Here is a 23,995-nt window from a genome sequence, read left to right on the forward strand (position 1 = left end):
CCATGCCCCCTGGAGCTTCCATGCACCTCGATCACCCCGTGACCATGCCCCACCGCCACACCTACAGCGCCGAGCCGCTGCGCGCGGACGGCAGCCTCCGCGCCTTCCGCGTCGGCCTGGGCGGTCCCGTCGGTTCCGGCAAGACCGCCAGCGTAGCCGCGCTCTGCCGCACGCTGCGCGACAAACTCTCCCTCGCCGTCGTCACCAACGACATCTACACCCGCGAGGACGCCGAGTTCCTGCTGCGCGAGGCCGTGCTGCCGCCCGAGCGGATCACCGCGGTGGAGACCGGAGCCTGCCCGCACACCGCGATCCGGGACGACATCTCCGCCAACCTGGAGGCCGTCGAGCACTTCGACGAGACCCTCGACCCCCTCGATCTGGTGCTCGTCGAGTCCGGTGGCGACAACCTCACCGCCACCTTCTCCAAGGGCCTTGTCGACGTGCAGATCTTCGTCATCGACGTCTCCAGCGGCGACGACATCCCCCGCAAGGGAGGACCCGGCATCACCACCGCCGACCTCCTCGTCGTCAACAAGACCGACCTCGCTCCGCATGTCGGTGCCGACCTCGCCACCATGGCAGCCGACGCCGAACGGCAACGCGGCGCCCTTCCGGTCGTCTTCACCAGCCTCACCTCCGACGACGGCATTCGCGAGATCGCCGACTGGATCACCGGGCACCTCACCCGGTGGCGCGCGAAGGCGGCGGCATGAGCTCCGGCTCCCGACTCGCTGAGTCCGATACCCCGCTCGATCCCGCCGTCCCCGCCGCCGACACCGAGGCATCCTGCGGACACCCGGACGGTGTGCATGCCACCGCCCGCATCCGTGCCACGTACAACGGACGCGTCACCGCGCTCCCGCAGCTGCGCAGTGACGGCCCGTTCCATCTACGCCGCATGCGCACCGGCGGACGGGCTGCCACGGTGGGGATCATCGGTGCGATGAGCGCCCCGCTCGGCGGCGACCGACTCGCCCTCGACATCACCGCCGAAGACCGAGCCGAACTGGAGGTCACCACGGCCGCCGCCACGCTCGCCCTCCGCGGTCCCACCACCGCGCCGGCCACCTACGACGTACGGCTGACCGCTGGGGAGCACGCCGGCCTGCGCTGGCTGCCACAGCCGCTGATCAGCGCCGCCGGCAGCAATCTGCACCAGACCTGCACCGTCAGCCTTGCCGCGACCTCGCGACTACTGCTGCGCGAGGAGCAGATCCTGGGCAGAGCCGACGAGGAGCCGGGCCGCCTCGTCAGCCGCCTCCGGGTCCACCACGCCGGCCGCCTGCTGCTCGACCAACGCACCGCCTACGGGGACCCGGCGCCCGGGTGGGACGGCCCCTCGGTCCTGGGCGGACACCGCGCCGTCGGCCAACTCCTCGTCGTGAACCCGGAGCTGGACGTCAGCCGTGCCCCCGTCCTGCTCCGCGAAGGAATCAAGGACGGCTGTGCGGTTCTCGCGCCTCTGGCCGGCGGCCCGGCACTGCTTGCCACCGCTGTCGCCCCGTCCTCCTCGGCTCTGCGGGAACTGCTCGACGAAGCGCTCAGGCACGCCCTCGGCGAGTAGTGCAGAGGGCTCGGGTCCCGCCGTTCCCGCCCCGCCCGGCCGGTCAGTCCCCCACCACGTCCTGCGGATACCAGCGCAACTCGACGGTGTTGCCGTCCGGGTCCTGGACGTACACCGACTGCGCCTCGCCCCGGGCGCCGGAGCGGGAGACCGGGCCCTCCAGCACGGTGAAGGTGCCCGCGTCGATCACCTCCTGCCAGTCCAGCGGCTCGACGACCAGGCAGATGTGGTCGACGTTCGACTCATGGCGCGGTCGGCCCAGCAGATCGATGATCATCGTCGGGCTGACCCGCACCGACGGGAACGGGAACGTCCCCGCCCGCCACTCGTCCACCTTGATCGGCTCCAGGCCGAGGGGCCCGCAGTAGAACTCCAGGGAACGTTCGACGTCCTGCACGTTGAGCACCAGGTGGTCGAAGTCCTTGACTCTCACTCTCACTCGCACGGCACAGCCTTTCACCGCTCGGAAGCGGTTCGGTTCGGTCGGTTCGGTTCGGTCTCTTCGCTTCGATGCATTCGATTCACGGGGCCGGAGGAGCCGGAGGCCACGGGACCCCGGCCAGCAAGGGCACGATCTGCTCCTCCTCGTAGTCGAGGTGCGCGTTCAGTTCCGTGGACATCCTGTCCAATTCGGCGCGGAAGCGCTCGGGTTCGGCGATGCCGATGTCCGCCAGCAGGGCCGCCAGCTCGCCCTGGATGCGGGCGACCGTGCGGTGTTCGTCGGCGAGCCGGGCGAAGGTGTCCGTCAGGTGCGGGTGGTAGCGGGCGATGCCGGGGAACAGGTGGGCGTCCTCGCTGGTGTGGTGGAACTCCAGCGCCTGGCAGAACGCCAGGCAGCGCTGTCTGATCTGCAACCCGAGGCCGGGAACCGGTGGCGCGCCGGGGCCCCGGTGGGCGGCCCGTGCGGCGAAGTGGGCGTCCACCTCCGCCTTCACCTGGCGCAACTGGCCCCGCAGCCAGGTGTGGACCTCCATCACCTTGTCGGCGAGGGTGCTGACCTCGCGCGGGGCCTCCCAGCCGTCGGGCTCGGCTCGTTCCAGCACCACGACCGGGAGGAGTCGGGTGGTCCGGGCCTGGTAGTCGGCGTAACCGGGCGCGGCCTTCACCGCGTGACCGAACAGTTCCTCGCGCCGCGCCCCCTCCGCGGGGACCGCGAGGGCCTGGAACGTACGGGTGCCGAGATCCACCCGGACCACGGGGTGGGCGAGCAGGTTGTGGTACCAGTCGGGGTGGTGCGGGGCGCCGAGGTTGGAGCCGATGACCAGCAGCGCGTCACCGTGGCGGACGTGGCCGAGGGGGGTGGTGGTCTCCTTCCCCGACCTCGCGCCGGTGGTGGTCAGCAGGAGCAGGTCCCCGCCTTCGAAGGGACCGCCGACCTTACCGCCGTTGGCGCGGAACTCCTCGATGACGGATTGGTTGAAAGGTGTGGGCATACGTTCTGTGTCTCCGTGGGAACGGGTGATCGCGATGCGCGGCCCATGACGGTGCACGGTGCCGGGACATGCGGAAGGGAAGAGTGCGACCAGCGGTCGCCGCTGCGCCGGGTGCGGGTGCGTCAGATACAGGGCGCGGAGTATGAACTCATGACGGGCCCCTCGGTGAAGGGTGTTCGCCCGAGCACCGGCCGGCCCACTGCTCTTTGGCCGGCGTCACGCGACACCGGGTTCATTACACGCACCCCTACGGGGGCCTGTCAACGCGCGCCCGTCCGCGCTCCGGACCCTCCTAGGGTCTTTCGTTTGGGTCAGCCCGGCCTGACCCAAACGAAAGATCCTAGTCTTGTGCCATGCCCATCCCACCCGCATACGCCCTCGTCGCCACCGACCTGGACGGCACCCTGCTGCGCCGCGACGACACCGTGAGTCCTCGCACCCGCGCCGCGCTCGCCCTGGCCGCCCGCGCCGGGGCCCGGCATCTCGTGGTCACCGGGCGCCCCGTGCCCGGGATACGCGGACTGTTCGCCGAACTGGGCTACCGGGGACCGGCGGTGTGCGGTCAGGGGACCCAGTTGTACGATGCCGGGTCCGGGCGGCTGGTGCGTGCGCTCACCCTGGACCGGGAGGCGGCCGACACCGCGCTCGGCAAGATCGAGGCCCAGGTGGGGCCGGTCTTCGCGGCCGTGGACCAGGACGGACCCGAGGGGCGGACCCTGATCGAGCCGGGGTATGCGATGCCCCATCCGACCCTGCCCGCCCAACGGACCCGGCACCGCCACGAGCTGTGGTCGGCGCCGGTCGTCAAGGTGCTCATCCGGCACCCGGAGCTCACGGACGACGCGCTGGCCGAGGCGGCCCGTGATGCCGTCGGTGATCTCGCCACCGTCACGCTCTCCGGCCCCGGCACGGTCGAGCTCCAGCCGTACGGCGTCGACAAGGGGACCGGGCTCGCGCTGGCCGCCGAATACCTCGGCGTGGCCGCCGACTCCACGATCGCCTTCGGGGACATGCCCAACGATCTGCCGATGTTCCGCACGGCCGGGTACGGCGTGGCCATGGCCAACGCCCATCCGCAGCTGCGGGACGCGGCGGACGAGGTGACGTCGTCGAACGAGGGCGACGGCGTCGCGGAGGTGCTGGAGCGGGTGTTCGGCTGAGAGCCTGTCGGGTGACCTCGGATCGGATAGCGGACGCGGTCTGGTGCGTGCGATTCCAAGGCGGAGGAGGGAGTCGACGCGGAGCGTTGGCGACCGACGACAACGCGGGAAGCGTGCGTGCCAGGGCGTGGCCGCCCGGTCGGAGGTCACCCGACAGGCTCTGAGTCGTCCGTACCGGCCGGCGGGGTGTCAGAGCGACATGAGGCAGTAGAGCCGGTGCGGCTCGGGGCGGGCCCGCGCCTCCTCGGCCAGGTCCGCCAGCTCGTTCAGGAAGTCGGCCAGGTCGCCGGGCAGGGCTTCGCCTCCGAACTCCTCGATGTGCGACCAGGCCTCGGCCACCGCCATGAACCCGCCGGGCCCCGCGGCCGCCAACGCGTCGCGCAGCTCGTCCGTGAGCGTGACCAGCCAGCGGGAGTCGTCCTCGGGGGAGCTGAGCAGCCGGTTGAAGCGCGGCAGCGACGTGACGTCGTCGTACGGCGTGTCGGTGAGCAGGCTCTCGGCCTGGCCCAACTGCACGTACGGGTCGATGCCCTTGACCGGGAGCAGGGGGAGACCGGCCGCCTCGACACCCTGGTCGAAGGTCGCCAGGGCCGTCGGGTCGTCCGGTGCGCTGAAGTAGTCGTACAGGTTTCCCATGCGCCGCATGCTCGCACGCCCGTCCGACAGTCGGCCCGGACCCAATACGTCCCGCCCGGCCCTCACGGCTCCGGCGGCACCCCGATCGCCCGCAGCACATGGGCGACCAGTGCCGCGATCTCCTCCTCGTCCTGTATCGGTTTGCGCAGGACGTGGCGGTAGTACATCGGGCCGTACAGCATCTCCACGGCCAGCGGAAGATCGGCGTCCGGCGGGATCTGCCCCTGTTCCTGGGCTCGGCGCAGGCGGGCGACCGCCTCATCGAAGCGGGGGTCGACCAGCTTCGCCCGGACGGTCTGCGCGAGTGCGTCGTCGTGGTGCATCTCGGAGAGGATCCCGGCGTACGCGGGGCCGAAGGGCGGCGTGGAGATGAGCTTCACCCCGCCCATCAGATTGGCCCGCAGATCGGCGGCGATGTCGCCGGTGTCGGCGAACGGCGTCGTGCCGACCAGCGCGTCGGTGAAGGCCTCCAGGATCACCGCACTCTTTGACGGCCACCAGCGGTAGATCGTCTTCTTGCTGACACCCGCTCTGGCCGCGATGGCCTCGACGGTGACGCGGCCGTACCCCTTCTCCGTGCACAGTTCGAGAGCGGCCTCCAGGGTCGCCCTTCGTGATCTCTCGCTGCGACGCTGCGAACTCGGCGATGTGATCATTCGGTGAGCATAAGCGTGTTCGAACCGCCCCTTGTTGACAGCGTGTCGCCAGAGGTCGAACAATACCCAGGCGGAAACGGAACGTGCCGTGTCGTATCGTTCCTGCAGTTCGCACCGTTCGTGCCGTTCGTGCCGCGACGAGCCGATCGGGGGACGGCTCGCCCGGCCGACGGCGCGAGTGGGGTGTTGCACCCCGTGCGTCAGGCGGTGATGTCCTTCGCCGTGAAACGGGCCCAGGCCGCCGAGCCGAACACCGCCGCGTACAAACCCTGAAGCCCCAGGTTCTTGACCACTTCGTCCCAGTGGACGGGGTCACGCAGCAGGTCCGCGTACGACATCCAGTAGTGCGGGAAGAGATACGGATGCATCCCGCTCAACTGCGGGATGCCGTCCATGATCTGCACGGTGATCAGCAGCCCGACGGTGGCGGCCATGGCCGCGATGCCGCTGCTGGTGAGGGTCGAGACGAACAGGCCGATCGCCGCGAACCCGACCAGCGACGCCGCGACCACCACCGCGACCAGCCCGGCCCGCAGCAGCCCCTCGCCGAAGCCGATCCGCGTCCCCGAGATGGTCGTGACCTCGCCGACGGGAAAGAGCAGCGCGCCCACGGCGAGCGCGGAGAGGGCCACCGCCAGGGTCGCGACCAGGCAGAACACCAGCACCGAGGCGTACTTCGTCAGCAGCAGCCTGGTCCGTCCGGCGGGGGCGACCAGCAGATAGCGCAGCGTTCCCGCGTTCGCCTCGCCCGCGACCGAGTCCCCCGCGACGACCCCGACGGCCATCGGCAGGAAGACCGGGAGCGTCACGGCGAGGGCGGCGAAGACCAGGAAGAGGCCATTGTTGGTGACCTGGGAGAGGAACGCCGGGCCTCCCCCGCCGCCGCCCGGTCCGGGCGAGGAGCCGTGGTTCGTCTCGATCCGCACCGCGATCCCGATCAGCACGGGCACGGCGGCCAGCACCCCGAGCAGCGCGAGGGTGCGCCAGCGGCGGAGCGTGGTGGTCAGTTCGGAGCGGAGGATCCCGAAGGTCCACAGCGGGCTCGGTGCCCTCCCCGCCCCGGCGACTGCGGTTTCAGCCTGCGACATCGAAACCCTCTCCGGTGAGTGCGACAAAGGCGTCCTCCAGCGAGGCCCGTTCGACGCCGAAGGACCTCAGGCGTACGCCGGCGTGCACCAGCGCCGCGCTGAGGTCGGCGAGTTCGACGTCGCCCGGCGGGGCCTCGGCGGTCACCCGGTCGCCGTCGACCGCGACCCCGGTGACGCCCAGTTCCTTGAGGACCCGGGCGGCGTCGCCCGGGTCGGGGGTGGTGACGGCCAGCCGGCCGCGGGCGCCCGCCGCCAGTTCCGCGACCGGGCCCTGGATGATCAGCCGGCCCCTGGCCATCACCGCGGCATGCGTGCAGACCTGCTCGATCTCGTCGAGGAGGTGCGAGGAGAGGAAGACGGTGGTGCCGTCCGCCGCCAGTTCCCTGACCAGGGTGCGGATCTCCCGCATGCCCTGCGGGTCCAGGCCGTTGGTCGGCTCGTCGAGGACGAGCAGGCGGCGCGGCTGGAGCAGGGCGGCGGCGAGGCCGAGGCGCTGCTTCATGCCGAGCGAGTACGCCCTGGCCTTCTTCCCGGCCGCCGCGGCCAGCCCGACCCGGTCCAGGGCGTGGCCCACCCGGGACCGGCGGGTACGCGGATCGGCGGTCGGGTCGGCGGAGTCGTACCGCAGCAGATTGTCCCGGCCGCTCAGGAAGCCGTACAGCGCGGGCCCCTCGATCAGCGCGCCGACCTGCGGGAGCACGGTGCGGGCGGCGCCCGGCATGGTGTGGCCCAGGAGCCGCGCGGTGCCGGACGTCGGGTCGATCAGGCCCATCAGCATCCGGATGGTGGTGGTCTTGCCCGAGCCGTTGGGGCCGAGGAATCCGAAGACGCTGCCGCCGGGGACGCTGAGGTCGAGGCCGTCGACGGCGAGCTGGCCGCCGCGGTACCTCTTGGTGAGGCCCCGGGTCTCGATCACGGCTCCCGGCTCGGTGACCGTCCTCGGTTCGACGACAGTCCCGGACTCTGTCATGCGTACTCCCCATGGGTCGGGCAGGCGATGGCGGACCGCCCCGCCGTACGGAGCGTACGGCGGGGCGGGTGAGCGGTGCGGGAAGCGCGGCGCGCCCCGGCGTCAGGAGGCGTTGTTCGCCGCCTGGACCAGCGCGTCCTTGGTGACCGCGCCGACGTACACCTTGCCGTCGTCCGTCATCAGGGCATTGACCAGGCGGGTCTTGAAGACCGTGCCCGAGCCGAACGTGCCGGAGACCTTGTCGCCCAGCGCGTCCAGGAACTGCTGGGCCTCGGCCGGGACGTCACCCGACGCCTTCGAGGGGAGCCCGGTGCCGCCCGGGGTGGTGATCTCGGCGATGGCGCTCCAGCCCTTGCCGATGACCTTGGTGTCCTTGGCGCCCTCGCCCCCGGCGCCCAGACCCTCGGCACCCGGGATCAGGCCGTCGAGGCCCTTGTCGGCCTTGTGCTGCGCCTTCGCGTCGTCGGCCTCGGTCACCTCGGTGCCCTTGGGCGGGGTGAACGTGAACGAGGAGGCGTCCGGCTTCGAGAAGTCGACCTTGGTGAATCCGGCGTCGACGACGGCCTTGCCACCGGCGCTCGGAAGCAGCGTGAACTTCAGCGGCACGCCGTTCTCCGCGTCGACCGCGATCGTGACCGAACCGATCGTGGAACCGCTCTGCTTCGGCTTGAGGACCAGCTTGTACGCGTCGCGCCCGGCGACCTGCGCGGTGCCGTCGACCGTCACCGACGTGGTGGGGCCGGCGGCCTTCAGCACCTGTTCGGCGAGTGCCTTCGGGGTGGTGGGCACGTCCTCGGGAACCGGGTGCCCGGACTTCTTCCCGGCGTCCTGGCCGGCCCGGTCCTCGGTGGCGTGGTAGGCCTCGTCGGACTTGCTGTCGTACGCCCAGACCTGATCGCCGTTGCGGATCAGGCTGTACTCGGACGCGTTGTCCAGGATCGACAGCCGCTGCTTGTCGGGGCCGTCGGCGGCCACCCGGAGGGTGTGCGTGCCGGAGGCCAGCTCCGTCATCCGCTCCTGCGGATCGGCGCTCGAACCGCCCTTGCCGCCCCCGCCGCCCGGGGCGAAGGAGCCGGCCAGACCGCCGAGCGACGGGATGCCGAGGTCCGTGCTGATCTTCACCGTGCCGGAGAGCTGCTGGGTGTCCGAAGCGGCGATCTTCTCGATGAGCTTCTGTGCGCTGATCTTCGGCAGATCGGGGTCGCCGGAGCTCGCGAGCGCCGGGACCAGCCCGATCGTCGCGGCCGCAACTCCCGCCACCGCGACCGGGACGATGTAGCGCGCCGCCTTGCGGCGGCCGGCGGCGGTGCCCCTGGTCCCGCCGTTGGTCTCTGCGCTGTCGTTCGGTGCCATGTGTGCCCTACCTCCGTGGTCGGCGGCTTCCGTCCGGTTGCACTCGTCCACTCCGTGCCGCCATTCTCACCCGTTTGGTCAGGAGTGGTTGTTCTCCATCTGACCAAACCGGCGGTGCGGAAGCGTCAGCCCCCGGGAGCAACTCCACGTACCTCTTCGGTATGACACCGGGCGGCGATTGCTCCCCCGTCCAGTAGGGGACGCCACGACGGCGGCCCGGAGCCTGTCGCGTGGCCGCCCGGTCCGGAGGTCACCCGAAAGGCTCTCAGCCCGCGCGGTGCACCACCGCGTCGCACAGCTCCCGCAGTGCGGCCTTCGCATAGCCCTCGGGCAGCGGCGTCAGCGTCGCGCGCGCCGCCTCCGCGTACCGGACGGTGTCCCGTCGGGCCTGCTCCAGCGCCGGGTGGGCGCGCAGCCTGCGCAGCGCCTCGGCGTGCCGGGCGTCGTCGCTGAGGTCGCCGTCGAGCAGCTCGACGAGCTCCAGGTCGTCCGGCTTCCCGTCGGCCGCCGCCTGCGCCCGCAGGTGGAGCACGGGGAGCGTCGGGATGCCCTCGCGCAGATCGGTGCCCGGGGTCTTGCCGGACTCGTGGGAGTCGGACGCGATGTCGAGTACGTCGTCGGCGAGCTGGAAGGCGACGCCGAGCCGCTCCCCGTACTGGGTGAGGATGTCGACCGCCGACTCGTCCGCGCCGGCCATCATCGCGCCGAACCGGCAGGCCACCGCGATCAGCGAGCCGGTCTTGCCGCGCATCACTTCCAGGTAGTGCTCGACCGGGTCACGGCCGACGCCCGGCCCCGCGGTCTCCAGGATCTGACCGGTGACCAGCCGCTCGAACGCCTCCGCCTGGATGCGTACGGCCTCCGGTCCGAGGTCGGCCAGTATGTGCGAGGCGCGGGCGAAGAGGAAGTCGCCGGTCAGCACGGCCACCGAGTTGCCCCAGCGGCTGTTGGCGCTGTCCACGCCGCGGCGCACGTCCGCCTCGTCCATCACGTCGTCGTGGTAGAGCGTCGCGAGGTGCGTCAGCTCGACGACGACGGCCGCGGGCACGATGCCGGGCGCGTCCGGGTCGCCGAACTGGGCGGCCAACATGGCCAGCAGCGGCCGGAAACGCTTGCCCCCGGCGCGCACGAGATGCTGCGCGGCCTCCGTGATGAAGGGCACGCCGCTCTTGGTGGCATCGAGCAGCCCGGACTCGACAGCAGCCAACCCGGCCTGGACATCGGCCTCAAGTGCCTGGTCCCGCACGCTCAGCCCGAACGGCCCGACGACGGTCACGAGGGGATCTCCTGTCTGCTGACGATCACACGGAATGTCGATGTGTCGCTGTCATCACTCAAGTCAGCGTATCCGGTCCCCTTTGGATCACCGTGGGCGCCTTCCCGCCACCGCCGGTATGTTCGAGATCAGCTCATAAGATCAGGAGTTCTCCCTTTGTCCCACACGGCCACCGACACCGAACCGAGTCAGCCGCCGCCCGAAGACGACCATGCCTTTTTCGGCCAGCCACGAGGGCTGATGACCCTGTCCGGCCTGGAGGTCTGGGAACGCTTCTCGTTCCTGGGCATGCAGGCGATCCTTGTCCTCTACTTCGCGGACACGGTCGCCCGCGGCGGCATGGGCATGGAGGCGGGCACCGCCGCGTCGGTCTCGGCCGCCTACGGCACCCTCGTCTACCTGGTCTCCGTCGCAGGCGGCTGGCTGGCCGACCGCATCCTCGGCTCGTACCGCGCCGTCCTGTACGGCGGAATCCTCATCGCCTGCGGGCATTACGCCATGGCGGTGCCGACCGACACCATGACCTGGGTCGGCCTCGGCCTGATCAGCGCCGGAACCGGTCTGCTCAAGCCCAATGTGGCGACCATGGTCGGCAAGCTCTACCGCACCGACGACGAGCGTCGCGACGCCGGCTTCGCCCTCTATTACATGGGCATCAACATCGGGGCGTTCCTCGGCCCGCTGGTCACCGGCTGGCTCGGGGACCACGCGAGCTGGCACTGGGGCTTCTCGGCCGCCGCCCTCGGTATGACCCTCGGTCTGATCCAGTACGTGCTGGGCCGGCGTCACCTGGCCGGGCGAAAGCACAGCGCCGAATTCGCGCTGGCACCAGCACCCATGCGCCGCGCCATTCGGCTGATCGTCGTCGGCGCCGTCGTGGTCGCCGCCGTCGCCACCGCGCTCGCCCTGGCGGGCTGGCTGACCATGGACCGCTTCGTCGACCTGCTCACCCTGATCTCGGTGATCGCACCGGTCGTCTACTTCGTGGTGATGTTCCGCAGCCCCCGGGTCACCTCGGAGGAACGCGGCAGGCTGCGCCCGTACGTGGTGCTGTTCCTGGCCTCCGTCGTCTTCAACTTCATCCTGTTCCAGGCGTACTCGACGATGATGCTGCTCGCGTCGACCAACGCCCGTACCGAGATCTTCGGCTTCCATTTCCCGGCGAGCTGGTACGCCTCCGCGCTCGGCGCCTTCGAGGTCGCGCTCGCCCCGGTGGTCGCCACCGTCTGGGCCCGGATGGGTCCGCGCCAGCCGCACGCCTCCAACAAGATCGCGATCGGGGTGATCCTCGGCGGGCTGTCCTTCCTGCTGATGGTGCTGCCGACCTCCGGGCACTCCGGCGACACCTACAAGATGGCCGCCTGGTGGATCGTCGGCTCGTACCTGCTGCTCGGCCTCGGCGACATCCTGCTGGAGACCTCCGGCATGTCCGCCACCACCAAGCTCGCCCCCAAGGCGTTCGCCAGCCAGACGATGGCGCTCTGGTTCCTCTCGCTGGCGCTCGCCAACGGCATCCAGGCCCAAGTCGTGAAGCTGTACGGCGAGGTCTCCAACCCCGCCTACTTCGGTGTAAATGGCGCGATCGCGGTGGTGGCCGGTGTGGCCGTCATCGCCGCCGCACCCTGGCTCAAGCGCACCATGCACCCCGTCCACTGAGGTACCGCCATGCACATCCGCACCACATTCCCGTATGACACCACCCATGAGGACGTCCGCATCCCGCTGCCGGACGGCACCCGGCTGTACGCCCGGATCTGGCGGCCCGTCACCGACGAGCCGGTGCCCGCGCTGCTCGAATACCTGCCCTACCGGCTGAGCGACTGGACGGCGCCGCGGGACTGGCAGCGCCACCCCTGGTACGCGGGCCACGGCTACGCCTCCGTCCGGGTGGATGTGCGCGGGCACGGCAACAGCGAGGGCCAGCCGGGTGACGAGTACGACACGACGGAGCTGGCCGACGGCGTCGCCGTCATCCACTGGCTGGCCCAGCAGCCGTGGTGCTCCGGCCAGGTCGGCATGTTCGGCATCTCCTGGGGCGGCTTCAACTCGCTCCAGATCGCCGCGCTGGCCCCCGAGCCGCTGAAGGCGATCGTCACCGTCTGCTCGACCGACGACCGCTACGACAACGACGTCCACTACATGGGCGGCTCGGTCCTCGCCGTCGACATGCACGCCTGGGCGGCCACCATGCTGGCCTTCGTCTCCCGGCCGCCGGACCCGGCGCAGGTCGGCGACGGCTGGAAGGACATGTGGCTGAAGCGGCTGGAGGCCGTCGACCCGTTCATCCACACCTGGCTGGCGCACCAGACCCGCGACGACTACTGGAAGCACGGCAGCGTCTGCGAGGAGTACTCCGCGATCCGGGCGAACGTCCTCGCGGTGGGCGGCTGGCACGACCCCTACCGCGACACCGTCCTGCGGCTCGTCGAGCACCTCGACCCGGACCGGGTCCGCGGGCTGATCGGGCCCTGGTCGCACCAGTACCCGGACCGCGGTCTGCCGCCGGGGCCGTCGATCGGCTTCCTCCAGGAGACGCTGCGCTGGTGGGACCAGCACCTGAAGGACAAGGACACCGGCGTCATGGCGGAGCCGCTGCTGCGGTCCTGGATCAGCGAGTCGCACCGCCCCGCCACGGTGTACGAGACGTTGCCGGGCCGCTGGGTCGGTGAGAACAGCTGGCCGTCCCCGGACATCGCGCCGGTCGCGTACGCCCTCCAGGGCGGCCCGCAGATCGTCGACTCGCCGCAGCAGACGGGGCTGGACGCCGGGCGCTTCTTCCCGTTCGGCAACGACGCCGACCTGCCGCCCGACCAGCGCGACGAGGACGCCAAGTCGGTCTGCTTCGAGTTCCCGGTCGAGGACGCCCCGATCGAGATCCTCGGCCGCCCCCGGGTGAAGCTGCGGATCCGGATGGACGTGCCGCGCGGCCAGGCGGTCGCCCGGCTCTGCGATGTCGCACCGGACGGCTCCTCCACGCTGGTCACCCGGGGCGCGCTCAACCTCTCCGCCCGCAACGGCCGCGACCGCGCGGAGGACTGGCCGGTGGGCGGCACCGAGGACGTGACCTTCGAGCTGAACGGCATCGGACACACCTTCCCGCCCGGCCACCGGATCAGGCTCGCGGTCTCCTCCTCGTACTGGCCGTGGATCTGGCCGCAGGCCGGGTCGGTGGGCTTCGTCCTGGACGCCGACGGCAGCCTCGTCGAACTGCCGGTGCGCCGGTCCACCGAGGAACCCGCGATCCGGTTCGAGGAGCCGGAGCAGTCGGAGCCGCTCGGCGTCGTGTATCCGGTGACGCTCGACGAACAGCGCCCGGAGCGGCTGGTGGTCCGCGATGTCGCCAAGGGCGAATGGCGGTTGGAGGTCGACCCGCGCTACGGCGGCACCCGGGTCTACCCGGACGGCCTGGAGTTCACCGAGGACGCCCTGGAGACGTACACGATCCGGGAGAACGACCCGCTCTCCGCACGCACCCGCTCCGACTGGGCGATCCGGCTGCACCGGCCGGAGATGGCGTGGGACGTACGGGTCGAGACGCGCTCCGAGATCAGTGCGGACGACACCGACTTCATCACCTCCGACGAGGTGGTCTGCAAGGAGGGCGGCGAGGTCGTCTTCCACCGCACCTGGGAGAAGCGGATCCCGCGCACGGCGGGCTGAACCGAACCCACCGCCGTGCCCCGCGCACCCGGGGCACGGCGGAACTTTCCGGGCATCAGGAGCAGTTGGGGCACTCCCGCGAAGAGGCGGCGCCGACGTAACGTGTCCCCCAAGCGACCTGGAAAGCGAGGCAGCAACACATGCCCGAGCAGAGCAGCCCGCTCGATCTGGCCGAGGGCGACCCCTTCGGTCCGCACAACCTTCCCTACGGAGTGTTCTCCACCCCCGACCACCCCGAGGACCGCCGGGTCGGCGTCCGCATCGGCAATCACGTACTGGACGCCGGGGCCGCGGCGCACGCGCTCGGCTCGCCCTACGCGCAGTTCCTCGCGCAGCCCGACCTGACCGCGCTGCTGTCGGCGGGCCGCACCGCCTGGCGGGACGTCCGGCGCGCGCTGACCGCGTGGGTGACGGTCCCGGCACACCGCGCGGACATCGAACCGCTGCTCCACCCGGTCGATTCCGTGACGCTCCATCTGCCGTACGCGGTCGCGGACTACGTCGACTTCTACGCGAGCGAGAACCACGCCACCAACGTCGGAAAGATCTTCCGGCCGAACGCCGAGGCGCTGACGCCCAACTGGAAGCACCTCCCGATCGGCTACCACGGCCGGTCCGGCACCGTCGTCGTCTCGGGCACGGACGTGGTGCGCCCGTCCGGCCAGCGCAAGGCGCCGGCCGACGCGGCCCCGGTCTTCGGACCCTCCGTCAAGCTGGACATCGAGGCCGAGGTCGGCTTCCTCGTCGGCGTGGGCTCCGAGCAGGGCCGCCCGGTCCCGCTCGGCAACTTCCGCGACCATGTCTTCGGGCTCTGCCTGCTCAACGACTGGTCGGCGCGGGACATCCAGGCCTGGGAGTACGTCCCGCTCGGCCCGTTCCTCGGCAAGTCCTTCGCCACCTCCGTATCGGCGTGGGTGACACCGCTGGAGGCCCTGGAGTCGGCCCGCATCGCACCCCCGGCGCGCGACTTCCCGCTGCTCCCCTATCTGGAGGACGCCGGCGAGGAGGAGGCCGGCGGCCTCGACCTGCGGATCTCCGTCGCGATCAACGGACAGGTGGTCGCCGAGCCGCCGTTCGCCACGATGTACTGGACGGCGGCCCAGATGCTGGCCCAGATGACGGTGAACGGCGCGTCGCTGCGCACCGGTGATCTGTACGGCTCCGGCACGGTCAGCGGCGCCGGGCCCGGCCAGCGCGGCTCCCTCCTGGAGCTGACCTGGAACGGCCGCGACCCGCTGGAACTCCCGGACGGCAAGCGCACCTTCCTGGAGGACGGCGACACGGTGACGATGACCGCCTGGGCCCCGGGCCCGGACGGCACCCGGGTGGGAATCGGCGAGGTCACGGGGCAGATCGTTCCCGCGTCATGATGCCGCCCGCCCCGGAGCTCACGCTCCCCGAGGAACTGCTGCTGCTCGCGCTGGACCCGCTGCGCGGCAAGCCGTACTGCTCCGGCCGTTCCCTGGAGTACGCGACGGCGGGCGCGGTCCTGCGGGAGCTGGAGCTCCAGGGCCGGGTCACCGGAGAGCACGGCCGGATACAGGTGCTGAACCCGCTCGCTCCCCCGGACCCGCTGCTCGCCCAGGTCCTGGGGAGCCTGTCGTCCCCGGGCACGGGCTGGCCCTCGGGCGACACCGACACCCGGCGGTGGGTCCGGCAGACCGGCCGGTACGTCCAGGAACTGTGCCTGGAACACCTGGTGCGCCGCTCGGTCCTGCGCAGGGAGACCCACCGTCTCCTCGGCCTGCTGCCGTACCACCGGCACCCGGCGGCGGACCCGGCCCTGTCGCTCGCCGTCCGCGACCGCTTCGCGGCCGCCGAGGCCGCCGGTTTCCCGGACCCGCGCGGCCGGACCCTGGCCGCACTGGTCTCCGCGGCCGGCCTGGCGGGCGCGGTGGCCCGGGGCGGCCTGCGAGACCGCTGGGCGATGCGCGGCCTGGTGGACGAGGAGTGGACCGCGGACGCGGTGTACCGGAACGTCCGCCAGGACCGGGCGAACCGGAACCGCAGAAGCCACATCAGCGGCGGGGGCGGGTCCTCCGGGGGCGACTGACCGGGGCCGGAAAGTCCGCTGGTCAGCAACGTGCGAGGCGTTCACACGTTCGAGGGAGCCATGTCCCGTTCCCGGCGGATACGCTGGAAAGTCCCGCGAGACTCTGCGTCATGGGAGCACTGATGAGCGTCGAACCCGAGGCCCCCGAGCCGCGGTGGGCGGTTCCGCCCGTGGGCGGCTGGACCGCCGATGACCTGGACACACTCCCGAATCTGCCTCCGCACACGGAGCTGATCGACGGGAGCCTTGTTTTCGTGAGTCCGCAGACCGTATTCCACGAGCGCGCGATCGACTACCTCAAGTGGCAGCTGCAGTCGCTCGCACCACTCGACTTGGAAGTCTTTCGCGAATTCACCATTGACGTCGACTGGCAGAACCGGCCTGAACCCGATGTGGTCGTTGTGCGGGCAGAGGTGGTCGAGGGGCTGCAGCAGACCCGATTCCCCGCCGATTCCGTACAGCTGGCCATCGAGGTCGTTTCCGACGAGTCCCTGACCCGGGACCGGGAGACCAAACCCGTGAAGTACGCGCGGGCGAAGATCCCGCACTACTGGCGGGTGGAGAACCACGACGGCCGGGCGGTCGTCTACGTCTTCGAGCTGGAGCCGTCGACCGGGGCCTACACCTCCACCGGCATCTTCCACGACCGGATGAAGGTCTCCGTCCCCTTCCCCGTCGATCTCGACCTCACCGCGATCACCGCGCGCCGCCGGGCGGCGGACCCGCAGTAGGTCCGTCCGCCGCCCGGCCCGTACGGCTCACTCGTACTCGGGCGGCTCCTCGTCCCAGCCGAACTCGGGGTCGGCTTCGGGGGCCGCCAGGGTCGCCGGGGCCGGTGCGGGGGCTGCTTCGCGGGCCGGGGCTGCTTCGCGGGCCGGGGCTGCTTCGCGGGCCGGGGCTGCTTCGCGGGCCGGGGCCGGTTCCGCGGGGGCCGGTGCCTGGGTCTCGCCGAACGTCGCCAGTACCTCCAGCACCCCCTCGCCGTACGTCGCCAGCTTCTTCTCGCCCAGGCCGCTGATCCCGCCCAGCGCGGACACCGAGTCCGGCCGCACCGTGGCGATCTCGCGCAGCGTCGCGTCGTGGAAGATGACGTACGCCGGGACGCCCTGCTCCTTCGCCTGGGTGCCCCGCCAGGCCCGCAGCGCCTCGAAGACGGGGACGGCCCCAGGAGCCAGCTCGGCGGCGGCCGCCTGCGACTTCGACTTGCGTTCGGCCTTCGTGGCGCGCGACGCGGGCTTCGGCGCCTCCTTGCGCAGCAGCACCTCGCGCTGCCGGCCGAGCACCGAACCGCTCTCCTCCGTGAGCACCAGCGTGCCGTACTCGCCCTCGACCGCGATCAGCCCCTGGGCGAGCAACTGCCGTACGACGCCGCGCCATTCGGCCTCGGCCAGCTCCTCGCCGATGCCGAAGACCGAGAGCTGGTCGTGGTCGAACTGGATGACCTTGGCCGTCTTGCGGCCGAGCAGGATGTCGATGATCTGGCCCGCGCCGAACTTCTGCCCGCGCTCCCGCTTCAGCCGCACCACGGTCGACAGCAGTTTCTGCGCGACCACCGTGCCGTCCCAGCTCTCGGGCGGAGTGAGGCAGGTGTCGCAGTTGCCGCAGTCCGCGGTGGTGGGTTCCTGGCCGAAGTACGTCAGCAGCTGGGCGCGGCGGCACCGGACCGTCTCGCACAGGGCCAGCATCGAGTCGAGGTGGGAGGCCGCGCGGCGGCGGAAAGCCTCGTCGCCCTCGCCGCCCTGGATGAGCTTGCGCTGCTGGACGACGTCCTGGAGTCCGTACGCCATCCAGGCCGTGGACGGCTGCCCGTCACGGCCGGCGCGGCCGGTCTCCTGGTAGTAGCCCTCGACCGATTTCGGCAGGTCGAGGTGTGCGACGAAGCGTACGTCCGGCTTGTCGATGCCCATGCCGAAGGCGATGGTCGCGACGACGACCAGGCCCTCCTCGCGCAGGAACCGGGACTGGTGGACGGCGCGCGTGCCCGCGTCGAGCCCCGCGTGGTACGGGACGGCCTCGATGCCGTTGCGGCAGAGGTACTCGGCGGTCTTCTCCGTCGAATTGCGCGAGAGGCAGTAGACGATGCCCGCGTCCCCGGCGTGCTCGTCCTTGAGGAAGGAGAGCAGCTGCTTCTTCGGGTCGGCCTTCGGCACGATCCGGTACTGGATGTTGGGCCGGTCGAAACTGGCGACGAAGTGCTTGGCGTCGGGCATGCCCAGGCGCTGGGTGATCTCCTGGTGCGTGGCGTCGGTCGCGGTCGCCGTCAGGGCGATGCGCGGTACGTCGGGCCAGCGCTCGCCGAGGACGGAGAGGGTCAGATAGTCCGGGCGGAAGTCGTGACCCCACTGGGCCACGCAGTGCGCCTCGTCGATCGCGAAGACGGAGATCTCGCCGCGCGAGAGCAGCGCGAGCGTGGAGTCCAGGCGGAGCCGCTCCGGGGCCAGGTAGAGCAGGTCGAGCTCACCGGCGACGAACTGGGCCTCCATCGAGCGGCGCTCGTCGAAGTCCTGCGTGGAGTTGACGAAGCCGGCCCGCACCCCGAGCGCCCGCAGCGCGTCCACCTGGTCCTGCATCAGGGCGATCAGGGGTGAGACGACGATGCCCGTACCCGCTCTGACCAGGGCCGGGATCTGGTAGCAGAGGGACTTGCCGCCACCGGTCGGCATGAGTACGACGGCGTCCCCGCCCGCCACCACGTGGTCGACGATCGCTTCCTGCTCGCCGCGGAACGCCTCGTACCCGAACACCTTGTGCAGCGTCCGCCGCGCGTCGCTCTCGGTCACATCCATGGTCCCGCCCGTCGTGCCCATCGCTCTGTCCCCCGGGTCCGTCCCGCGTCCTGCGTATTGCCGTCGTCCCCTGCCACGATAGGCGCCGCCTACGACAACGCCGGACGGGCTTGACTTCTCAAGCCCGTCCGGCGCCGTTCCAGCCGTGTGTCCGTGCGCTGTTCTGTGCGCTACCTCACGAACACTCCCGCCTGGCTCGCCAGGTCCAGGAAGTACTGCGGGGCCAGGCCCAGCACCAGCGTGACCGCGACTCCGACCGCGATCGTCGTCATCGTCAGCGGGGACGGGACGGCGACCGTGGGGCCGTCCGCCTTCGGCTCGCTGAAGAACATCAGCACGATGACCCGGATGTAGAAGAACGCGGCGATGGCCGAGGAGATCACACCGACCACGACCAGTCCACCCGCGCCGCCGTCCGCCGCGGCCTTGAACACGGCGAACTTTCCGGAGAAGCCGGAGGTGAGCGGGATACCGGCGAAGGCCAGCAGGAACACCGCGAAGACCGCGGCGACCAGCGGCGAGCGCCGGCCGAGCCCGGCCCACTTCGACAGGTGCGTGGCCTCGCCGCCCGCGTCGCGCACCAGGGTGACGACGGCGAACGCGCCGACCGTCACGAAGGAGTACGCGCCCAGGTAGAAGAGGACCGACGAGATGCCGTCCGGGGTCGTCGCGATCACACCGGCGAGGATGAATCCGGCGTGGGCGATCGAGGAGTAGGCCAGCAGCCGCTTGATGTCGGTCTGGGTGATGGCGACGATCGCACCGCCCAGCATCGTGACGATCGCGACGGCCCACATGACCGGGCGCCAGTCCCAGGCGAGGCCCGGCAGCACCACGTACAGCAGGCGCAGCAGCGCGCCGAACGCGGCGACCTTGGTGGCCGCGGCCATGAAGCCGGTGACCGGGGTCGGGGCGCCCTGGTAGACGTCCGGGGTCCACATGTGGAACGGGACGGCGCCGACCTTGAAGAGCAGCCCGGTGAGGATCATCGCGCCGCCGATCAGGAGCAGCACGTCGTTGCCCATGGTGTCGGCGAGTGCCGGGTCGATCCGGGTGACGGAGCCGTCGACCACGTCGGCGATGGCCGCGTACGAGACGGAGCCCGCGTACCCGTAGAGCAGGGCGATCCCGAAGAGCAGGAACGCCGAGGAGAAGGCGCCGAGCAGGAAGTACTTCACCGCGGCCTCCTGCGACATCAGCCGCTTGCGGCGGGCGACGGCGCAGAGGAGGTAGAGCGGGAGGGAGAAGACCTCCAGGGCCACGAAGAGCGTCAGCAGATCGTTGGCCGCAGGGAAGACCAGCATGCCGGCCACCGAGAAGAGGACCAGCGGGAAGACCTCGGTGGTGGTGAATCCGGCCTTGACCGCCGCCTTCTCGCTGTCGCTGCCGGGGACCGAGGCGGCCTGGGCGGCGAAGGAGTCCACGTGGTTGCCGTGCGAGGCGGGGTCGAGCCGCCGCTCGGCGAAGGTGAAGACGGCGACCAGTGAGGTCAGCAGGATGGTGCCCTGCAGGAAGAGCGTCGGCCCGTCGATCGCGATGGCGCCCATCGCGGCGATGTGCGCTTTCGTCGTGCCGTATCCGCCGGCCGCCAGTCCGACGACCGCGGCGAACGCGGCGGCCAGCGCGACGACCGTGAGGAAGACCTGCGTGTAATAACGGGCCCGGCGCGGCACGAAGGCCTCGACGAGTACGCCCACGACGGCGACACCGATCACAATGAGGACCGGGGCCAGCTGGGTGTACTCGATGACCGGCGCCTTGAACTTCTCGACCGGGGCGGCCGATGTCACCCCGCCCGCCATTGTCCACAGGCTGTGGACAGCTGTTGCGCTCACTTGGCGGCCTCCACCTCAGGCTGGGGGTCCTTCTTCTGGACGTCCGACATGGTGTGCTGCACCGCCGGGTTGACGATCTCGGTCAGCGGCTTCGGATAGACACCCAGGAAGAGCAGCAGCGCGATCAGCGGAAGGACCACCACCAGCTCCCGGACCTTGAGGTCCGCCATGCCCTGGACCTCGGCCTTCACCGGGCCCGTCATCGTCCGCTGGTAGAGGACGAGGACGTAGAGCGCGGCGAGCACGATGCCGGTCGTGGCGATGATGCCCGCCGCCGGATACGCGCTGAACGCGCCGACCAGGACCAGGAACTCACTGACGAACGGGGCGAGTCCGGGCAGCGACAGGGTGGCCAGACCGCCGATCAGGAAGGTGCCGGCCAGGATGGGCGCCACCTTCTGCACCCCGCCGTAGTCGGCGATGAGCCGCGAACCGCGGCGGGTGATCAGGAAGCCCGCCACCAGCATCAGCGCGGCGGTCGAGATGCCGTGGTTGACCATGTAGAGCGTGGCGCCGGACTGGCCCTGGCTGGTCATCGCGAAGATGCCCAGGATGATGAAGCCGAAGTGCGAGATCGACGCGTAGGCGATCAGCCGCTTGATGTCGCGCTGGCCGACGGCGAGCAGCGCCCCGTACACGATGCTGATCAGCGCCAGGACGATGATCACCGGCGTCGCCCACTTGCTGGCCTCCGGGAAGAGCTGGAGGCAGAAGCGGAGCATCGCGAACGTGCCGACCTTGTCGACGACCGCGGTGATCAGGACGGCGACCGGGGAGGTCGCCTCGCCCATGGCGTTGGGCAGCCAGGTGTGCAGTGGCCACAGCGGGGCCTTCACCGCGAAGGCGAAGAAGAACCCGAGGAAGAGCCAGCGCTCCGTGCTGGTCGCCATGGAGAGCGAGCCGTTCGCGCGGGCCTCGGCGATCTCGGAGAGCGAGAACGTCCCCGCGACCACGTAGAGCCCGATCACGGCGGCCAGCATGATGAGGCCGCCGACGAGGTTGTAGAGCAGGAACTTGACCGCGGCGTACGAGCGTTGCGCCGCCGCGTTCTCGTCGCTTCCGCTGTGTGCCCGGTCCCCGAAGCCGCCGATGAGGAAGTACATCGGGATGAGCATGGCTTCGAAGAGGATGTAGAAGAGGAAGACATCGGTGGCCTCGAAGGAGAGGATCACCATCGCCTCGACCATCAGGATCAGGGCGAAGAAGCCCTGGGTCGGGCGCCATCGATACGGCTTCGTCTCGTTGGTGCCTCCCCTGCTCGAACTCTGTTGAGAGCTTGGGGAAGGGTCGGCGTCGTGCCAGCCGGCCAGGATGACGAAGGGGATCAGCAGGGCGGTGAGCGCCATGAGCGCCACCCCGATGCCGTCCACACCCAGTTCGTACCGGACGCCGAAGTCCTTGATCCAGGCGTGCGATTCGGTGAGCTGGTAGCGGTCGCCGCCGGGCTCGAAGCGGGCGAGCGCGATGCCCGCCAGGACGAGTGTGGCCAGCGAGAAGACCAGCGCCAGCCATTTGGCGGTGGTGCGCCGGGCGGCCGGGACGGCGGCGGTGGCGACCGCGCCGATCGCCGGGAGCGCCGCCGTCGCTGTCAGGAGGGGAAAGGACATGGTGATCAGACCGCCCTCATCAGCAGGGTCGCGGCGATGAGAACCGCCGTACCGCCGAACATCGAGACCGCGTAGGAGCGGGCGTAGCCGTTCTGCAGCTTGCGCAGCCGGCCGGAGAGCCCGCCCATCGAGGCCGCCGTGCCGTTGACGACGCCGTCGACCAGGGTGTGGTCGACGTACACCAGGGAGCGGGTGAGGTGCTCGCCGCCGCGGACCAGGACCACGTGGTTGAAGTCGTCCTGGAGGAGATCGCGGCGGGCGGCCCGGGTGAGCAGCGAGCCGCGCGGGGCGACGACCGGCACGGGCTTGCGGCCGTACATCGCCCAGGCGATGGCGACGCCGATGACGAGCACCACCATGGTGGCGGCGGTGACCGTCGTGGCGCTGACCGGCGCGTGTCCGTGGCTATGGCCGGTGACCGGCTCCAGCCAGTTCAGGAAGCGGTCGCCGATGGAGAAGAAGCCTCCGGCGAAGACCGAACCGAACGCCAGGATGATCATGGGGATGGTCATCGACTTCGGGGACTCGTGCGGATGCGGCTCGTGGCCCTCCGCGTCGGGCTGCCAGCGCTTCTCACCGAAGAACGTCAGCAGCATCACGCGCGTCATGTAGAACGCGGTGATCGCGGCGCCCAGCAGGGCCACCGAGCCGAGGATCCAGCCCTCGGTGCCGCCCTTGGCGAAGGCCGCCTCGATGATCTTGTCCTTGGAGAAGAAGCCGGACAGGCCGGGGAAGCCGATGATCGCCAGATAACCGAGGCCGAAGGTGATGAAAGTGACCGGCATGTACGTCCGCAGGCCACCGAACTTCCGCATGTCGACCTCGTCGTTCATGCCGTGCATGACCGAACCGGCGCCGAGGAAGAGCCCGGCCTTGAAGAAGCCGTGCGTCACCAGGTGCATGATCGCGAAGACGTAGCCGATCGGGCCGAGCCCTGCGGCCAGGATCATGTAGCCGATCTGCGACATCGTCGACCCGGCGAGGGCCTTCTTGATGTCGTCCTTCGCACAACCGACGATCGCACCGAAGAGCAGCGTGACCGCTCCGACGACCACGACGACCAGCTGCGCGTCCGGCGCGGCGTTGAAGATCGCGCCGGACCTGACGATGAGGTACACACCCGCGGTCACCATGGTCGCGGCGTGGATGAGGGCCGAGACCGGGGTCGGGCCCTCCATCGCGTCACCGAGCCAGGACTGCAGCGGCACCTGGGCCGACTTGCCGCAGGCCGCGAGCAGCAGCATCAGGCCGATCGCCGTCAGCTTGCCCTCGCTCGCCTGCCCCGTCGCTTCGAGGACAGGACCGAAGGCGAAGGTGCCGAAGGTGGTGAACATCAGCATGATCGCGATCGACAGGCCCATGTCACCGACGCGGTTGACCAGGAATGCCTTCTTGGCGGCCGTGGCCGCGCTGGGCTTGTGCTGCCAGAAGCCGATGAGCAGGTACGACGCCAGACCGACGCCCTCCCACCCGACGTACAGCAGCAGGTAGTTGTCGGCGATGACCAGGATCAGCATCGCCGCGAGGAAGAGGTTCAGATAGCCGAAGAAGCGGCGCCGGCGCTCGTCGTGCGCCATGTAGCCGATCGAGTAGATGTGGATCAGGGTGCCCACACCGGTGATCAGCAGCACGAACGTCATCGACAACTGGTCGAGCTGGAAGGCCACATCGGCCTGGAAGCCCTCGACCGGGATCCAGCTGAACAGCTTCTGGTGCAGCGCCCGGTCCTCCGCGCCCTTCCCCAGCATGTCGAGGAAGAGCACGACACCGATGACGAACGACACGGCGGCGAGCAGGGTGCCGACCCAGTGTCCGGCGCGGTCCAGCCGTCGGCCGCCGCAGAGCAGGACCGCCGCTCCGAGCAGAGGCGCCGCGACGAGCAGCGCGATCAGGTTCTCCACGATTCAACGTCCCC

General features: G+C 70.5%; 20 protein-coding genes. 8 read left to right on the plus strand and 12 right to left on the minus strand.

Annotated features, from left to right (window positions below; genetic code table 11):
* The first annotated feature begins 20 nt into the window (after positions 1 to 20).
* A complete protein-coding gene (gene ureG / locus OG611_RS04115) occupies positions 21 to 716 on the plus strand; it encodes an urease accessory protein UreG (RefSeq protein WP_266415604.1) in 696 nt (231 codons plus the stop codon).
* Complete coding sequence (locus tag OG611_RS04120; RefSeq protein WP_266415606.1) at positions 713 to 1,567, plus strand: urease accessory protein UreD; 855 nt, start codon at positions 713 to 715, stop codon at positions 1,565 to 1,567. The genes ureG and OG611_RS04120 overlap by 4 nt, the downstream gene beginning before the upstream one ends.
* A 43-nt stretch (positions 1,568 to 1,610) precedes the next feature.
* On the opposite strand, the gene OG611_RS04125 is transcribed toward OG611_RS04120, so the two are convergent.
* Complete coding sequence (locus OG611_RS04125; RefSeq protein WP_266425500.1) at positions 1,611 to 2,000, minus strand: VOC family protein; 390 nt, start codon at positions 1,998 to 2,000, stop codon at positions 1,611 to 1,613.
* Between the two features lie 88 nt (positions 2,001 to 2,088).
* The gene (locus tag OG611_RS04130; RefSeq protein WP_266415608.1) at positions 2,089 to 3,000 is read right to left on the minus strand and encodes a nitroreductase/quinone reductase family protein; all 912 of its coding nucleotides are present in this window, start codon (positions 2,998 to 3,000) and stop codon (positions 2,089 to 2,091) included.
* A gap of 353 nt (positions 3,001 to 3,353) precedes the next feature.
* Here OG611_RS04130 and OG611_RS04135 point away from each other — a divergent pair, with 353 nt between their 5' ends.
* A complete protein-coding gene (locus tag OG611_RS04135) occupies positions 3,354 to 4,160 on the plus strand; it encodes an HAD family hydrolase (RefSeq protein ID WP_266415611.1) in 807 nt (268 codons plus the stop codon).
* 189 nt (positions 4,161 to 4,349) lie between these two features.
* On the opposite strand, the gene OG611_RS04140 is transcribed toward OG611_RS04135, so the two are convergent.
* The 6 genes from OG611_RS04140 to OG611_RS04165 form a co-directional block, all read right to left on the minus strand.
* Entirely contained in the window at positions 4,350 to 4,796 is a 447-nt protein-coding gene (locus tag OG611_RS04140) for a hypothetical protein (RefSeq protein ID WP_266415613.1), read from the minus strand.
* Between the two features lie 62 nt (positions 4,797 to 4,858).
* On the minus strand, positions 4,859 to 5,452 hold the full coding sequence (locus OG611_RS04145) for a TetR/AcrR family transcriptional regulator (RefSeq protein ID WP_266415615.1): 594 nt from the start codon (positions 5,450 to 5,452) through the stop codon (positions 4,859 to 4,861).
* Positions 5,453 to 5,652: 200 nt separating this feature from the next.
* The gene (locus tag OG611_RS04150) at positions 5,653 to 6,540 is read right to left on the minus strand and encodes an ABC transporter permease (protein WP_266415617.1); all 888 of its coding nucleotides are present in this window, start codon (positions 6,538 to 6,540) and stop codon (positions 5,653 to 5,655) included.
* Positions 6,527 to 7,510, minus strand: a complete 984-nt coding sequence (locus tag OG611_RS04155) for an ABC transporter ATP-binding protein (RefSeq protein WP_266415619.1) — start codon at positions 7,508 to 7,510, stop codon at positions 6,527 to 6,529. Before OG611_RS04155 ends, OG611_RS04150 begins: the two co-directional genes overlap by 14 nt.
* 102 nt (positions 7,511 to 7,612) lie before the next feature.
* Entirely contained in the window at positions 7,613 to 8,863 is a 1,251-nt protein-coding gene (locus OG611_RS04160) for a DUF2092 domain-containing protein (RefSeq protein WP_266415621.1), read from the minus strand.
* 265 nt (positions 8,864 to 9,128) lie between these two features.
* Positions 9,129 to 10,139 carry a polyprenyl synthetase family protein gene (locus tag OG611_RS04165; RefSeq protein ID WP_266415623.1) on the minus strand — a complete coding sequence of 337 codons (1,011 nt, stop codon included), beginning with the start codon at positions 10,137 to 10,139 and terminating at the stop codon, positions 9,129 to 9,131.
* Between the two features lie 156 nt (positions 10,140 to 10,295).
* On the opposite strand from OG611_RS04165, the gene OG611_RS04170 reads away from it, so the two are divergent.
* The 5 genes from OG611_RS04170 (at position 10,296) to OG611_RS04190 (ending at position 16,583) form a co-directional block, all read left to right on the plus strand.
* Entirely contained in the window at positions 10,296 to 11,795 is a 1,500-nt protein-coding gene (locus OG611_RS04170) for a peptide MFS transporter (protein ID WP_266415625.1), read from the plus strand.
* A 9-nt stretch (positions 11,796 to 11,804) separates the two neighbouring features.
* Positions 11,805 to 13,799, plus strand: a complete 1,995-nt coding sequence (locus tag OG611_RS04175; RefSeq protein WP_266415628.1) for a CocE/NonD family hydrolase — start codon at positions 11,805 to 11,807, stop codon at positions 13,797 to 13,799.
* Positions 13,800 to 13,939: 140 nt separating this feature from the next.
* Positions 13,940 to 15,169, plus strand: a complete 1,230-nt coding sequence (gene fahA, locus OG611_RS04180; RefSeq protein ID WP_266415631.1) for a fumarylacetoacetase — start codon at positions 13,940 to 13,942, stop codon at positions 15,167 to 15,169.
* Entirely contained in the window at positions 15,166 to 15,852 is a 687-nt protein-coding gene (locus OG611_RS04185; RefSeq protein ID WP_266415633.1) for a GPP34 family phosphoprotein, read from the plus strand. The genes fahA and OG611_RS04185 overlap by 4 nt, the downstream gene beginning before the upstream one ends.
* A gap of 122 nt (positions 15,853 to 15,974) precedes the next feature.
* Positions 15,975 to 16,583 carry a Uma2 family endonuclease gene (locus OG611_RS04190; RefSeq protein ID WP_266425502.1) on the plus strand — a complete coding sequence of 203 codons (609 nt, stop codon included), beginning with the start codon at positions 15,975 to 15,977 and terminating at the stop codon, positions 16,581 to 16,583.
* Positions 16,584 to 16,610: 27 nt separating this feature from the next.
* On the opposite strand, the gene recQ is transcribed toward OG611_RS04190, so the two are convergent.
* The 4 genes from recQ to nuoL form a co-directional block, all read right to left on the minus strand.
* Positions 16,611 to 18,638 (minus strand): DNA helicase RecQ, encoded by a 2,028-nt coding sequence (recQ, locus tag OG611_RS04195; protein ID WP_266425504.1) that lies wholly within the window; start codon positions 18,636 to 18,638, stop codon positions 16,611 to 16,613.
* A 170-nt stretch (positions 18,639 to 18,808) separates the two neighbouring features.
* Positions 18,809 to 20,473 (minus strand): NADH-quinone oxidoreductase subunit NuoN, encoded by a 1,665-nt coding sequence (gene nuoN / locus OG611_RS04200; protein WP_266415635.1) that lies wholly within the window; start codon positions 20,471 to 20,473, stop codon positions 18,809 to 18,811.
* On the minus strand, positions 20,470 to 22,080 hold the full coding sequence (locus tag OG611_RS04205) for an NADH-quinone oxidoreductase subunit M (protein WP_266415636.1): 1,611 nt from the start codon (positions 22,078 to 22,080) through the stop codon (positions 20,470 to 20,472). The genes nuoN and OG611_RS04205 overlap by 4 nt, the downstream gene beginning before the upstream one ends.
* Before the next feature lie 5 nt (positions 22,081 to 22,085).
* Entirely contained in the window at positions 22,086 to 23,981 is a 1,896-nt protein-coding gene (gene nuoL, locus OG611_RS04210) for an NADH-quinone oxidoreductase subunit L (RefSeq protein ID WP_266415638.1), read from the minus strand.
* Positions 23,982 to 23,995: the final 14 nt, after the last annotated feature.

Source organism: Streptomyces sp. NBC_01363 (assembly GCF_026340595.1).
In the GTDB taxonomy this organism is placed as follows: Bacteria; Actinomycetota; Actinomycetes; order Streptomycetales; family Streptomycetaceae; genus Streptomyces.